Source organism: Nostoc sp., from assembly GCF_036917135.1.
Taxonomy (GTDB): Bacteria; Cyanobacteriota; Cyanobacteriia; order Cyanobacteriales; family Nostocaceae; genus Nostoc.
Window position 1 is genome coordinate 229,011 of sequence record NZ_JBALEA010000091.1, and the last position, 14,722, is coordinate 243,732.

The window sequence follows — 14,722 nt, forward strand, 5'->3', positions numbered from 1 at the left end:
AGTCAGTATGTTACTTAAATATCTATACTTAAGTAACCATCTTTGCATACTCTTCACATTAATTTGCCGACAAATATATATAAAAGCGCTGAACTTTGTGTGTTCTTCATATTCTTTTAGTTTCTAGGCAATAAGAAAGCAGTAAGCAGTAAGCAGTAAGCAGTAAGCAAATGTTTGAATGAGTGATACAAAATACATATTTTGCTTTTGAATGCTGTGATACCTGGGTTACGCTACACCCACACTTCAAGATCGAGCGATCGCCTGCCAATATCTTAGTATGAAGAAAATAATCGCTATAAGTTACCACAACCACGAATGCAGAGATGAGGCAACAAAGCCCAAGAAACGAATGGCACTAAGTTAAGATACAGCCCTTGCCCTTACTGGTTCCCAGCCTCCAGGCTGGGAACCCATTGTCAGAGGCTCCGCCTCCTCTTTCTTGACCGGAGGCAGAGCCTCTCGGAATACATTCCCAGCCCCCAGGCTGGGAACGAGGCTACATAAGTCTTTGGGCTTTTGTTAGTGCCATTGCCTAAGAAACTTGCAGACTATCCGTACCCACGTTGAAAGTTGAGTTACAAAATCTCACATCTACTCTCTGTTAGCACTAATTGTATTGAACAGTCAATGCGAGGTGCTTACAAAAGTACCTCGCAACCCGTACTTAGAGTGATAGCAGAGCGCTAATGACGATTAAACAACCACAAAGTTGTTTTCGGTTAGTGACAATCCAGCAGATAGTTGTGCAAATTTTACCTGAGTAAACCCAGACGCACTGCCATCCACGTCAAAGAACAGCCCACCTGTAGCGCTGTTATAGATAAATCGCTCTTCGCTAGTGGTTGCCGATGTTCCCAGGGTAAACTGATTCGCTGAGAGTGAACCTATTGATAACCCACCGCCAAAACCAGCAGCCGATACTTGAATCAGTTCATTAGTGGCGTTGAAGTCATAAAGACTATCTACACCTCCATTGTAACTATTGAAAGCAAAGGTATCAGTACCAGCTCCTCCATAGAGGCTATCATTACCGTTGCCACCTGTGAGGTAGTCATTGCCATTACCACCTTTGAGGATATTGTTACCAGAGGCACCAGAGGCTGTAAGAGTATCATTACCATCGCCTCCATCCAGGAGATTATCACCTGTTGAACCGCTAGCATTCAAGCGATCGTCACCAGCGCCACCGTTGAGAGTGTTGTTACCAGATGAGCGAGAGTCGTATGTGGAGGAGAGATCACGGGGTTCATAAGGGTCATCGTTGGGAGTGTACTTGTAGTAGCCAGAGATGGAGAGAGTATCATTGCCATCGCCACCATTGAGCAGATTATTGCCTGCTGAACCGCCAGCACTCAAGTTATCATTACCAGCGCCACCATTGAGGGTGTTATTGCCAGACGAGCGAGAGTCGTTATCAAAGTAATTATTTCCATTATAGTAGCCAGAGACGGAGAGAGAATCATTACCATCATCCCCATTGAGCAGGTTATTACCTGTTGAACCGCTAGCATTCAAGTTATCATCACCAGCACCACCGTTGAGGGTGTTATTACCTAAGGAGCGAAGATCATCGCCCTCTGGGTAGTCGGTGTATTGGTAGCCAGAGGCACTAAGATAGTCATTGCCATCGCCCCCAAAGAGTAGATTATTGCCTGATGAAATGTCAACATATAAGCGATCGTCACCAGTACCACCGTCAAGGGTATTATTGCCCTCACCACCAAGAAGAGTATCATTGCCGGCACCACCGCGTAGCAAGTCATTGCCACTTAAGCCATCGATTTTGTCATTACCACCCTGACCATTGATCACATCATCTGAGTTATCAAAGCCGTTAACATTATTATTCAGGTCGTTAAGGAAGGTGACTGTATTCTTATTGAAGATAGTGCTTTGGGTGGAGTTGGCATTGAAAACATCAAAGCTGTCAGTGATGCTAGTTTGCCCATCAAACTCTATATTGCCCAAGTTGACAGTAGCTCCTGTAGATTTGCTGAGGTTATCCAGGTTTTCCAGGGCAAAGTTTTGCAGAATAACTTGAGTACCACCTACCCCTTGAAAGCTGATTTCCAGATTGCTGCCATCCTGGGTCAGCAGCAGATTTTGGGCAGTCAAACCAGCACCTTGAAATTTGATGGTATCCGCTTCGGCAATGACTGCTGCTGTCGGGTTTGTCCCTTTACCTATGCCACCGAAATCGGTGATGGTATCAGTGCCGTCGCCCAAGTTGTAAACAAATTTATCATTACCATTGCCACCTGTGAGAAGATCATTACCATTGCCACCTGTGAGAAGATCATCTCCATTGCCACCGTTGAGGGTGTTATTACCAGAGGCGCTAGAGGCATTAAGAGAATCATTGCCATCACCACCAGAGAGGAGATTATTGCCTGTTGAATACTCAACATTCAAGTTATCGTCACCAGCGCCACCGTTGAGGGTATTCTTCCCAGAAGCGGTGAAGAATCTTAGGTAGTCGGATTCGTAGTAGCCAGAGGCATTAAGAGAATCATTGCCATCGCCACCATCAAGTAGGTTATTGCCTGATGAAGTGCTAACATCCAAGGTATCATTGCCATCACCACCGTTAAGGGTGTTATTGCCAGAAGAAGCGACGAAATATCCAGAGAAGCCGTCGGATTCGGTGTAGCCAGAGCCGGAGAGATAATCATTGCCATCACCTCCATCAAGTAGGTTATTGCCTGATGAAGTGCTAACATCCAAGGTATCATTGCCATCGCCACCAGAGAGGAGGTTATTGCCTTTTGAAGAGTAACCAGCACTCAAAGTATCGTCACCAGCGCCACCGTTGAGGGTGTTATTGCCTAAAGTGGCATCGCCACCATATCTGTTAGCAACACCAGAGGCGGAGAGAAAATCATTGCCATCGCCACCATTCAGTAGGTTATCGCCTCTTGAAGCATTAACATACAAGCTATCATTACCAACACCTCCATCCAGTAAGTTATTGCCTGTTGAATAACTAGCAAACAAGTTATCGTTACCAGCACCACCGTTAAGGGTGTTATTACCTGAGGTGCCAACGATGTCGAAGTACTGGAAACCAACGAGGTAGAGAAAATCATTGCCATCACCTCCAGAGAGGAGGTTATTGCCTGTTGAATAATTAGCATTCAATGTATCGTTACCAGTACCACCATTGAGGGTATTATTGCCAGAGGTACCAATGCCAGTGAAGATGGCGCTAGAGGCGAAGAGAGAATCATTGCCATCACCACCATCGAGTAGGTTATCCCCTTTTGAATAGCTAACACCCAATGTATCGTTACCAGCACCACCGTTGAGGGTGTTATTGCCAGAGACAAAATAGACATCTCTAAAGTTGTACTCGTCGTAGTCGCCAGAGACCGAGAGAGAATCATTCCCATCGCCTCCATCGAGTAGGTTATCACCTGTTAAATCGCTAGCATTCAAGCTATTCTTATTCACCGTAGCACCAACGAGGGTGTCATTGCCCTCACCACCAATGAGAGTATCATTGCCGGCACCACCGCGTAGCAAGTCATTGCCACTTAAGCCATCGATTTTGTCATTACCACCCTGACCATTGATCACATCATCTGAGTTATCAAAGCCGTTAACATTATTATTCAGGTCGTTAAGGAAGGTGACTGTATTCTTATTGAAGATAGTGCTTTGGGTGGAGTTGGCATTGAAAACATCAAAGCTGTCAGTGATGCTAGTTTGCCCATCAAACTCTATATTGCCCAAGTTGACAGTAGCTCCTGTAGATTTGCTGAGGTTATCCAGGTTTTCCAGGGCAAAGTTTTGCAGAATAACTTGAGTACCACCTACCCCTTGAAAGCTGATTTCCAGATTGCTGCCATCCTGGGTCAGCAGCAGATTTTGGGCAGTCAAACCAGCACCTTGAAATTTGATGGTATCCGCTTCGGCAATGACTGCTGCTGTCGGGTTTGTCCCTTTACCTACGCCACCGAAATCGGTGATAGTATCAGTGCCGTCGCCCAAGTTGTAAACAAATTTATCATTACCATTGCCACCTGTGAGGGTATCATTACCGTTCCCACCGGTGAGGGTATCATTACCATTGCCACCTGTGAGGGTATCATCACCATTGCCACCAGTGAGAAGATCATCACCATTGCCACCGTTGAGGGTGTTATTACCTGATGTGGTATATCGGTAGCCGTTGGACTGAAAACTAGAGGTCGAAAGAGTATCATTGCCATCACCCCCAGAGAGTAGGTTCTTGCCTGTTGAATAGTCAACATTCAAGGAATCGTCACCAGCGCCACCGTTTAGAGTATTAAAACCGAATGAGTCTAAGGCGGAGAGAGTATCATTGCCATCGCCTCCAGAGAGTAGGCTCTTGCCACCAGTTCCAATGATATTTGCCATAATTTTCTACTTACCTCAATCGATTTTTTCAGTAACTTAAGTTTTCAACCTGCTGTTTGTGCTGTTTTGGGGCATAAATAACTCGCCGGAATTTGATGTTTTCGGCATACTTTATACCTCACCCTTAGAGGTTATTTGAAAAGTGGTTGACTGTAATTTTAGGCACTGATTGATCCCCCCTAACCCATGCCAGGTGCTTCAAGTCGGCGGAGCCGCCCAACGCACTGGCTCCCCTTAAAAAGCGGGGAACCGGAATCAAAGTCCCCCTGTTTAAGGTGGATTAGGGGGATCTCCAAGAGTTAGGCGTATACAAAAAAACTTTTCAAACATCCTCTTAATGATCAGTAATATTTCTCGAAGATTCACCCTAGAAAAAGGCTTTTGCGTAACATTTATTTAACTATTTTCAGACTATCTAATTTTCAAGTACTGTACAATTAATCAGCATCTCCTTTTCCGATAATCGGTCGTTTCAGGTTTTTTTTAATTATCCTTATTCAGTAGAAAATGCTGAACAATAATTAAAAAAATATGACAATTGGATGTCTAAAATATACTCTTCATATTTGTTGTTTTTGCCAGTGCGTAAGTCCTACTAGAAGAGAAAATACTCAACGGTTCTTGATGGGAAAAAATATTCTTCTGCCCTCCTTGTGGGCTATTCTTCTTATGTATCTAGCTTGAAAATAGAGAACATTTGAATATCCTCAAAATAACTACATAGTCAGTATCTTACTTAAATGTCTATATTTAAGTAACCATCTTTGCATACTCTTCACATTACTTGCCGAGAAATGTATATGTAAATACCGAGCTTTATATATTCTTCATATTCTTCTAGTTTCTAGGCAATAAGAAAGCAGTAGCTAAGTGCTTAAAAAAGTGACAGAAAATACATATTCTTCTTTTTGAATGCTGCGATCGCTAGGTTGGGCTACGCCTACGCCTGAATTGATCTATACCTATACATCCCATAACTAGACTAGAGTTGTATCTAAGCGATAATCGTTATAAGTTGCCAAAATTAACAACGCAGATATGATTAAACTTAGCCAAAAACACTTGCAAACTATCCGCACCCATGCCGAAAGCACCTACCCAGATGAATGCTGTGGCCTAATATTGGGCTATGTGGCTAATGATCGCAAAACTGTGGTAGAAGTCAGACCAACAGAAAATGCTTGGAATACAGAAGCGGCTCAGTTTGGAGGGGAACGCACAACAGAAAGTAAAAGACGGCAATATGCGATCGCACCCCAAGTTATGCTAAAAATTCAAAAGGAAGCACGCGATCGCTCACTAGACATTATTAGCATTTTTCACTCCCACCCAGATCATCCTGCTATCCCTTCAGAATGCGTAGGCGTAGCCCCTCGTAGACATCGCTTATACGCTTGGCAAGGATATTCGTATATAATAGTCTCTGTCCAAAACGGCAAAGCTGGAGAACTCCAAAGCTGGAGCCTTGATGATCATCATCAGTTCCAAGCAGAGGCAATTGAAAATATAAAATAACTGGCTTAGTTTAAAGACAGTCACTCATAGCGGTTTTCCCCGCTACCACAGATGAAAATTAGTCTTGCCTAATAGACATATCTATATAAGATACAGTTTTTCGATAGGATTAATATTCCGCTCTCGCACACCATAACTGCTATGCTAAATCCCAATCTGGATGAAATCCAGTTGACCAAAGACGATTACGAACGCTACTCTCGACACCTAATTTTGCCGGAAGTGGGACTAGAAGGACAAAAGCGCCTAAAAGCCGCCAGTGTACTTTGTATCGGTACAGGTGGACTAGGTTCACCACTACTTTTATATTTGGCGGCAGCGGGTATTGGACGCATCGGCATTGTCGATTTCGATGTTGTCGATACTTCCAATCTGCAACGCCAAGTAATCCACGGGACATCTTGGGTGGGTAAACCTAAGATTGAGTCGGCAAAAAACCGCATTCACGAGATTAACCCCTACTGTCAGGTTGATTTATACGAAATTCGCCTGAGTTCCGAAAACGCCCTGGAAATCCTTGAACCTTACGATATAGTGGTGGATGGTACCGATAATTTCCCCACCAGATATCTCGTTAATGATGCCTGCGTATTGCTGAATAAGCCCAACGTCTACGGTTCAATTTTACGCTTTGAAGGGCAAGCTACTGTATTTAACTACGAAGGTGGCCCCAACTATCGTGACCTTTTCCCAGAACCACCACCACCAGGAATGGTTCCCTCTTGTGCAGAAGGTGGAGTATTGGGAATTTTGCCAGGAATTATTGGTTTAATCCAGGCAACCGAAACTGTTAAAATTATTTTGGGACAAGGTAATACTCTCAGTGGACGATTGCTGCTATACAACGCCTTAGATATGAAATTCCGGGAATTGAAACTGCGTCCTAACCCGATTCGCCCAGTGATTGAAAAGCTGATAGACTACGAAGAATTCTGTGGAATTCCCCAAGCTCAGGCAGAGGAGGCAAAACAACAGTTGGAAAGTCAAGAAATGACTGTGAAGGATTTGAAGGAATTACTGGATAGCGGTGCGAAAGATTTTGTACTGCTGGATGTTCGCAACCCTAATGAGTATGATATTGCCAAGATTCCGGGTTCAGTGTTGGTGCCTTTACCAGACATTGAAAATGGAAACGGTGTTGCTAAGGTGAAGGAAATATTAAACGGGCACCGCTTAATTGCTCATTGTAAGATGGGTGGGCGATCGGCAAAAGCCCTCGCCATCCTCAAAGAAGCCGGGATTGTCGGGACGAACCTTAAAGGCGGAATTACCGCTTGGAGTCGAGAAATCGATCCTTCCGTTCCAGAGTATTAAAAACGCACCGCTTTCTCTGAGTGGATGAGGGGAGGAGAACAAGGGGACAGGGGACAAAGGGGACAGGGGACAAAGGGGACGATTAGGAAGAATAATAATTTTTCGCTTGCTTCTACTGCTTTCTCGTCTCTCCCTACTTTTTATCTCCTCGCTTTCTAATACAGACGCGATTAATCGCGTCTCTTTTCTCTTTGATGTCTTGGGAAAAGTACTGAAAGCCCAACTGAATACTGATAATATTGATGTGCAAATGGTGTGGATTGGACTAGCGATCGCAATTGCCAGCATACCAGCAGGAATCTTCGCCGTCAAAATTGGTAATCGTCAAGCAATGCTTTGTGGAATCTGTGCAATTATTCCCTCGTTACTGATAATGATATCTGTGGGCGCACAAATTCCGATAATTGTGTTGATCGTTGCTGGCTTTAGTTTAATTGTCAATGGGGCAATTCCTTTTGCTTTGGGGCTGGTACCTCAGCAGTGGGGGGGATTAGGAATTGGGATGTATTTTGGTGGGTTCGCTTTAGCGATGAGTTTGTTTGGCGTTCTATTTCCCCAACCGCAAGGGATAACACCTTTTATCGGTGCAGTTGGAGGTGTATTGGCATTTTTCCTGGCTGGTGTTTGCATTGCGATGAGTGGCATTTCTGAAACACATAGGAACGCAGAGGTTTAATGCAATATCTTTGGCTTGATGAAATTTATCAAAATCTGGCGTTGCATAGCGATGAGTTTCAATGTGTTAGGGCGACAAATCGACTGCATTAAGCCCGACGGTGAACTATGTCGATCGAAACAAGCCTTATTATCCAACGGACTCGGAACCGTCTTTGGTGCGATCGTAGGTAGTACTCCTGTCATGCCCTATCTAGTAGCTGCTTCTGGCATCTTTGAAGGCGGGCGTAGTGGATTTGTCGCGATCGTGGTTGGTATCATGAATTTGGCTTAGGTACTTATCCGCGAGATACAGAATTAGGAAACATTCTTTGAATAACTTTTTCTCGTACAATAGGGGCTTCGTCTGACCAATTCCAGAGGCTTTCATAGAAAAAGAATGAGACTCCGGCTAAACCATGTTGGCGGACTTCTTCAACTTGCAATTTAATTTGATTAATCGGTAATGAACTAGATTTTAACCCGCTTAAAATGCCAACAGAAACTGGTAAATGAGTTTTAGCTAAATCAACTTCTGCTCTTTCTAATTCTGTCAGAAAACGAGGTAAATCGGAACGATATACTTGTAAAACTATTTCAGAAATATATTCTCGTCTTTCCCAGGTAAACCAATCTTGTAAAGAAGCAGGTAAAGAAAAATGTAAAGGATTAGGAGAAAGAGAAATTATACAATATGGTTTAACAGCTTTAATTTTAGCCGATAAATGTTTCATAAATTCATTAAGTTTGTCAGCACGCCAACGTACCCAGAAAGTTTCATAAAAATCCTTAGAAGGAATTAAACCCTTTAATTCTTTCGTGTACATTGCTACAGTGTAATCATCATAACCAAACTCAGAAGGTAAGCTAAAATGATCATCTAATTGAATTCCATCGAGATCATATTTAGCTACAGCTTCCATGATTAAATCAATCATAAACTGCTGTACTTCTGGATGAAAAGGATTAAGCCAAGCTTGATTATCACTATCAACTTTAGTACCATCATAACGATTAGTTAACCAATCGGGATGTCCTTTAGCTAATTCGGAATCTATGGGAGTCATAAACCCATATTCAAACCAAGGAATCACAGTTAAACCTTTTTTATGTCCTTCTTTAATAAGCTCTTGAAGAATATCTCTATCTTTTAATTCAGGAATTGGATCGATAGATTGACCTAATACTTTTTGAGCTACACTACTAGGATAAAGTGTATAACCACCATTCCAAACTGTAGGATAAATAGTATTAAAATTTAATTTATTGAGACGATTTAAAGCATTTTTGAGATTTTGAGATGAAAAAAGTACCTGACTATCAACATTAGTAAGCCACACACCCCGTACTTCATGTTTTTGGGCGGCTGTACTCATTTTATTTGTTCCTAATATCACCAAGATAGTTATAATTAAAGAAGAAACCAGTAATATTAATCCGCGTTTGATTCTGAATAATTTAAACATTTTGAGATGTTGCTGAAGAACTTGAACAAATTAAATAATTATTGTTATGGGTTTGAGTAGCAAACACAAAAAAAGTGCCGTTAAGGATTTTGCGGTTGCTGTAGGCGCACCGAAGGTGAGTATGATTTAGTCCGGTGTCAGAAAACCATAATAATGATGGAGAAAGAGCGGCAGAATAGACATGGAAATTAATTTAGGAGAAACTTTTCTCCTAAACCCGATTCCGCACGATTAACACAAAACGTGTAATCGCTATTGATTCGGAAAAATGAAAGTAGACGGCAACGGACAAGGCAAGATTTTAACCCAAGAGGAACTAAAGCGATTATTCACGTCAGGATTTATCACTAAGAGCGATCGCTCTGAAGGCGGACGGTTACGCCATCGCGCTCTGGAAAAGAAATTGCCTGTTTACTGGTTGTCAAGTATCAGAAGCACTAGCACTCCAGACGACTGATATCAAATGTTGTGCTATCACTTTGAGCAAGTCTACCACCAAAGGTAAGCATAAAACTCGGATTGTGGACATCCCACCAGGGCTAGCCGCAATGCTGGGGCAAAGCTTTATGACCAAGTTATTTACCAATTTCTCTAACTTCAAAAAAATGTGCCAACCCCCAGTTATGATATCTAGTTATGAAAAAGCTAACAAAAATCGCTTTAGCAAGTAGTGTTTTAGCGATGACACTCAGTATAAATATTTCGGCTCAAGCCCAAGAAAAACGCCTGCTAACACTCGACGATCAATTCGCCTTTCGCCAAATTAGCGATCCTCAACTATCTCCCACTGGCGACTGGATTGCTTACACAGTAACTAACACCACTCTGAAAAATGATACACGAGATAACCATATTTACATGACTTCTTGGGATGGCTCCCAAACATTACAGTTAACTAATGGTAACGATAGTGAATACAATCCTCGGTTTAGCCCAGATGGTAAATATTTAGCTTTTCGCTCCAGCCGGGAATCGGGAAAACAGCAAATTTGGTTGCTCAACCTAGCAGGCGGTGAAGCCGAGAAAATATCTGACTTTGCTGGTGATGTTAGCGATTTTGTCTGGTCTGGTGACAGTAGACGACTAGCCGTAATTGCCGACTCACCAGTTCCAGAAACACCCTTTAATGGGAAAACCCCACCACCGATTGTTATTGATCAATTTCACTTCTTAGAAGATGGTGTGGGTTTTATCGATAAAAGTCAAGAACATCTTTATGTATTGGACTTAGCAACTCGCAAAGCAGATATTCTCACCCCAGGTTCATTTAATGAGTATTTACCTGCCTGGTCACCCGATAGCAAAAATATTGCTTTTGTGAGCAAACGTGGTCAAGAGAGCGATCGCAATAATAATTGGGATCTGTATGCAATCGCCGCCCAATCGGGAGCCAAAGCCCGTCAGCTAACTACCTTTATTGGGCCTGACTCCGCTCCTGATTGGGATAGCCGTCCGGTTTGGAGTCCAGATGGTAAGTCAATTGCTTATTTGCAGGGAGGTTCACCCAAACTTATTGAGTACGCAGTTCATCATCTCGCCATTATTCCCGCCGAGGGTGGTACTCCCCGTTTACTGACTGCCAACCTTGATCGCAATGTTGCCAAACCGCGCTTTACCACAGATGGTAAATCAATACTGTTTTTAATCGAAGATGATGGCAATGTTCACCTAGCAAAAATACCTGTAACTGGTGGCAAAATCGAGCGATTCCTAGCAGGAAGACGAGAGATTAGTAAATTTGATTTAGGACGTGATGGCAAAATCGCTTTACTTTCCTCAACGCCACAACAACCAAATGCAGTCTTTGCCTTTAATGGTAAAAATTTGCGTTTAATATCACACCAAAACGAGCAGTTACTAGCGCAGTTAAATTTAGCAACTACAGATGAAATCAGCTTTAGGAATAAAGATGGTACAGAAATTCATGGCTTTCTTGTCAAGCCACCTCACTATCAGCCAGGGAAAAAATACCCAACACTGTTAATGTTGCACGGCGGGCCTGTCGGTCAGTTCACAAATCAGTTTATATTTAATTGGCAACTGTTTGCGGCTCACGGCTATGTCGTTGTGGGTGTTAACCCACGTGGAAGTTCAGGCAGAGGTGAAGCTTTCTCCAAAGCGATTTATGCAGACTGGGGAAACAAAGACGCTCAAGATATTATTGCCGGTGCGGATTATGCGATCGCTACTGGAATTGCTGCACCATCGCGCTTGGGAATTGGTGGCTGGAGTTACGGCGGAATGTTAACCAACTACACTATTGCTCAAGATCACCGCTTTCAAGCCGCAGTCAGTGGGGCTGGTGAATCAAATATTTTGGCGACCTATGGTACTGATGAGTATATTGATGACTATGAACAAGAGCTTGGTGTACCGTGGAAGAACCTCGATGTCTGGCTACGAATTTCTTTCCCATTTCTTCACGCTGACCGCATTGTTACACCGACACTATTTATGGGAGGTGATAGGGATTTTTCTGTACCACTACATAACTCGGAACAGATGTATCAAGCACTCAAAAGTCTGAAAATTGATACTCAATTAGTAGTTTATCCTGGACAGTCTCACGGCATCAGCAAACCGAGTTATCAACGTGATGTCCTAGAACGTTATTTAGCTTGGTACGATAAATATCTCACACCCTCAACCGCATCTCCTATTTTTGAGCCAAAATTGATCAAGAAAAAAAGCAACTAACAAAATTTACTATGAATCGGAGAATTTTGGGCATCTGCTGGCATCTGTTTCTAATTTCGCACTATTACCGAAGGAGTTAAGGAACTCAAATTTCCCTAAAGGGACTTCCAAAGAATAAATTATTCCAAGTGGTCGTTCTGGAGCACCAAGGGGCAATCGCCGTCGAGCAAATGCGGACGATCTTCCAAGGCAAGATCATCGCTGCCGGTGGATTTGAGCCAGACACTGCCGAGGCCATCCTGGAAAGCGGGATCGCGGACGCGGTGGCTTTCGGCCGCCATTTCATCTCTAATCCTGACCTGCCTCGCCGCCTCAAGGAGGGGCTGCCACTTACGGCTTACGATCGCAACACCTTTTACACGTTCGACGCGCACGGCTACACGGACTACCCGTTCGATCACGAGAACGCCTTGGTGTAGCGCATCGAACATGAGAGGGTGAACGAATAACTTGTTTTCCAAATGGAGGAAGTATGAACAAAAGTATAAATAAATGTGATGTTGGTACATGGTGCTTGGGCTGACGGCTCGGGCTGGAGCGACGCTTGATGCCGCTCCTCTAACTGAGTCTGTAGCTCTCCTACCTTAAAGCTTTACGAAACGCGAAAGGCTCACCATGTCCAAAGAGACTCTATTTAGTTCCCTTTACGCGCAACCTTTAACAAGTGAGTTATCAAGAAAGGCATTCAGGAGAAGGGATTTATTCCTTCTCCTGAATGCCCGAACCGTCTGTGCGACGGTCGTTTGCAAGGGTTTAATATCCCCACCAAATTGAAAATTTGGTGGCTTTTCATTAAGTAGAGTGTTGAATCCTCTTCTAAATGAAACCTTTTGCCAACTGAGCCTCCTGCCTTCTACCTTCTTCAATCATCTACTTCATTGAGGTGAGCGTCGAAAAACGGGATGCCAAATCCCTGAGTTGCCAGCTTTTGGGCGATCGCTTGTAATTTGATCATTTCCTGACGTGCAAAGACAATATTGTTGGCGTCTTCCATGTCTCCTTTTTTGTAAGCTGCTTCTAAGTTATTCAGAAGTCGCTGGTATGCATCCAGAGCTTGCTTGGCATCTGGATTATCAGTGGGTGCAGGTGTGACATTTCTCAGATATGGTGGTCTAGTACCATTAGCTTGCGACCCACCTTGATAAGCACGCAGCACTGTTTCAATTTCGCTGAACTTGCTAAAATGCTCCACCCCATCAGCAATAATCCGCCCGGCTAACTGATATAAACTGTTGGGGTACTGGGGTTGGCGAAGAGTCGCTACCACCCGTGCATATTGACCATCGATACCACCGCTAGGAGCTTCCACAGCGATGAAATCAGCCAAAGTCTTTCTATTTAAAGGACGGAGTTGGCGGGGACGGGTATGACCGTTACCTACAGGGATGCGTTCTGCAACCTCCAAGGCTGGGACATGAGCTTTAGTTAATCCTGTATGGTCGAGTTCCCAGAGCAACTGATTCACCCACCGCAAATGACGCATTTCGCTCACAGCCACCAACAGCAACTCGTGACTGACGAAAGTTAGGTCATCCCGGAGTGTAGGCCAGGTGTTAACATCTACCTCATCAGGAGCCACTAGGGAGTAAAGAGCATAGAGGTACTCCAGACACAAGACGTGTTCTAAACCAGCTAAATCATACAATTTCGCTGCCAGCACCTCTGGACTTTTATATGGATTAGCAGTGTCTGCTGTTGGCGCTCGATATATCTGAGAGATTTCTTTGCCTCTGAGCACAACAGCCAGTTCTTGCCAGCGTTGGCTAATTTCATAGTGATCCATCTGGAATGGGCGGTTTTCGCGGGGATTTCCCAGAGCGCCTGCACGGCTAGCTAGAGAGCGATCGCTCCTCAGCCAATCAATAGGCGTATTTGCCCGTACCGGGTCGGATGAAGCACCGGAAGGAAGGGTAGATTCACCGAGAGTATCTTCGCCTAGAACTATATCTGGGTGGTTAGAAGCCCAGTAAAAGCAGGCACAGTCACGAAAGTCATGTTGCCAGGGAGAGCAAAGACTCTGAGTTAATTCTCCAGCTTGATAGACTTGCCCAATAACGCCGCTTTGAGAATCGACAAAAACCCGACGCCAGCCGCTCAGTTCAATTTCACTCGTCGCTGGAGGGTTGCTATCAGTGGGTGCATCGCGTCGCCAGAGTTTGATTTTAACTAAACCTGGTTCGAGAGAACGCACTAAACGCCAAACTATTAGACCATCTAGCGGTACTTTTTTGCCATCTTCACCTATTTTAAACAGGGGTATCTGCTTTCCTCCCTGTTCCAAAGAATCAAGATACCATCTAACTGTAGATAAGGTGTTGCCATCTTCACCACCGGGTACTGCACGTAGTTGTGTCGCAGCTGCAATACCGAGTGCTGCACGTAGTTGTGTCGCAGCTGCAATTAGTTCTGGATTGCCAACATGGAAAGCCGGGTTCAACTCAGGATCGCTCAGTTCCAGACTAAGCAATAGGGCACCACCACGCAAAGCATCTGGGTTGGGATTATCGCTTTCAGAAACAAACTCAAAAACTAGCCCAGCAAAAAAGCGGCGGTCAAGATTGCGTTGGTCAAATTCCAACCCAGGATAGCAGTTGCCAACACCGCTTTCTAAGCGTGTGGTAGCTGGATTGCCAACCACTTGCCGATCAGCTCTTGCTGTCAAGTTACGGGGAAAAATTTTCTCACTCATGGTA

Annotated in this window: 10 protein-coding genes; 7 read left to right on the forward strand and 3 right to left on the reverse strand. The window is 43.9% G+C overall.

Features of this window, described 5'->3' with window-relative positions:
* Positions 1-696 precede the first annotated feature (696 nt).
* Complete coding sequence (locus tag V7K50_RS29810; protein ID WP_334966490.1) at positions 697-4,383, reverse strand: beta strand repeat-containing protein; 3,687 nt, start codon at positions 4,381-4,383, stop codon at positions 697-699.
* Positions 4,384-5,421: 1,038 nt separating this feature from the next.
* Here V7K50_RS29810 and V7K50_RS29815 point away from each other — a divergent pair.
* From V7K50_RS29815 to V7K50_RS29830, 4 genes are all read left to right on the forward strand, one after another.
* Positions 5,422-5,898, forward strand: a complete 477-nt coding sequence (locus tag V7K50_RS29815) for a M67 family metallopeptidase (protein WP_334966492.1) — start codon at positions 5,422-5,424, stop codon at positions 5,896-5,898.
* Between the two features lie 141 nt (positions 5,899-6,039).
* Positions 6,040-7,212: a molybdopterin-synthase adenylyltransferase MoeB gene (moeB, locus tag V7K50_RS29820; RefSeq protein ID WP_334966494.1), complete on the forward strand. Its 1,173-nt coding sequence runs from the start codon at positions 6,040-6,042 to the stop codon at positions 7,210-7,212.
* Positions 7,213-7,318: 106 nt separating this feature from the next.
* Positions 7,319-7,888: a hypothetical protein gene (locus tag V7K50_RS29825; RefSeq protein WP_334966496.1), complete on the forward strand. Its 570-nt coding sequence runs from the start codon at positions 7,319-7,321 to the stop codon at positions 7,886-7,888.
* An 18-nt stretch (positions 7,889-7,906) separates the two neighbouring features.
* Complete coding sequence (locus V7K50_RS29830) at positions 7,907-8,161, forward strand: hypothetical protein (protein ID WP_334966498.1); 255 nt, start codon at positions 7,907-7,909, stop codon at positions 8,159-8,161.
* Positions 8,162-8,165: 4 nt separating this feature from the next.
* Here the strand turns inward: V7K50_RS29830 and V7K50_RS29835 are convergent, their stop codons facing one another.
* Positions 8,166-9,242 carry a glycoside hydrolase family 10 protein gene (locus tag V7K50_RS29835; protein ID WP_334966500.1) on the reverse strand — a complete coding sequence of 359 codons (1,077 nt, stop codon included), beginning with the start codon at positions 9,240-9,242 and terminating at the stop codon, positions 8,166-8,168.
* Positions 9,243-9,600: 358 nt separating this feature from the next.
* Here V7K50_RS29835 and V7K50_RS29840 point away from each other — a divergent pair, with 358 nt between their 5' ends.
* The 3 genes from V7K50_RS29840 to V7K50_RS29850 all read left to right on the forward strand — a co-directional run bounded on the left by V7K50_RS29840 (position 9,601) and on the right by V7K50_RS29850 (position 12,448).
* Positions 9,601-9,789 (forward strand): hypothetical protein, encoded by a 189-nt coding sequence (locus V7K50_RS29840; RefSeq protein ID WP_334966502.1) that lies wholly within the window; start codon positions 9,601-9,603, stop codon positions 9,787-9,789.
* Positions 9,790-9,968: 179 nt separating this feature from the next.
* Positions 9,969-12,029, forward strand: coding sequence for a S9 family peptidase (locus V7K50_RS29845; protein ID WP_334966504.1), 2,061 nt, complete (start codon positions 9,969-9,971; stop codon positions 12,027-12,029).
* Positions 12,030-12,199: 170 nt separating this feature from the next.
* Positions 12,200-12,448 (forward strand): oxidoreductase, encoded by a 249-nt coding sequence (locus tag V7K50_RS29850; RefSeq protein ID WP_334966506.1) that lies wholly within the window; start codon positions 12,200-12,202, stop codon positions 12,446-12,448.
* Positions 12,449-12,891: 443 nt separating this feature from the next.
* Here the strand turns inward: V7K50_RS29850 and V7K50_RS29855 are convergent, their stop codons facing one another.
* Positions 12,892-14,718 (reverse strand): ferritin-like domain-containing protein, encoded by a 1,827-nt coding sequence (locus tag V7K50_RS29855; RefSeq protein WP_334966508.1) that lies wholly within the window; start codon positions 14,716-14,718, stop codon positions 12,892-12,894.
* Between the last annotated feature and the right edge of the window lie 4 nt (positions 14,719-14,722).

Excerpts from the sequence above, each read along its gene's own strand:
- V7K50_RS29810 (WP_334966490.1), bottom strand. The coding sequence starts at position 4,383 with ATGGCAAATATCATTGGAACTGGTGGCAAGAGCCTACTCTCTGGAGGC.
- V7K50_RS29815 (WP_334966492.1), top strand. The coding sequence starts at position 5,422 with ATGATTAAACTTAGCCAAAAACACTTGCAAACTATCCGCACCCATGCC.
- moeB (WP_334966494.1), top strand. The coding sequence starts at position 6,040 with ATGCTAAATCCCAATCTGGATGAAATCCAGTTGACCAAAGACGATTAC.
- V7K50_RS29830 (WP_334966498.1), top strand. The coding sequence starts at position 7,907 with ATGAAATTTATCAAAATCTGGCGTTGCATAGCGATGAGTTTCAATGTG.
- V7K50_RS29835 (WP_334966500.1), bottom strand. The coding sequence starts at position 9,242 with ATGAGTACAGCCGCCCAAAAACATGAAGTACGGGGTGTGTGGCTTACT.
- V7K50_RS29840 (WP_334966502.1), top strand. The coding sequence starts at position 9,601 with ATGAAAGTAGACGGCAACGGACAAGGCAAGATTTTAACCCAAGAGGAA.
- V7K50_RS29845 (WP_334966504.1), top strand. The coding sequence starts at position 9,969 with ATGAAAAAGCTAACAAAAATCGCTTTAGCAAGTAGTGTTTTAGCGATG.
- V7K50_RS29850 (WP_334966506.1), top strand. The coding sequence starts at position 12,200 with ATGCGGACGATCTTCCAAGGCAAGATCATCGCTGCCGGTGGATTTGAG.
- V7K50_RS29855 (WP_334966508.1), bottom strand. The coding sequence starts at position 14,718 with ATGAGTGAGAAAATTTTTCCCCGTAACTTGACAGCAAGAGCTGATCGG.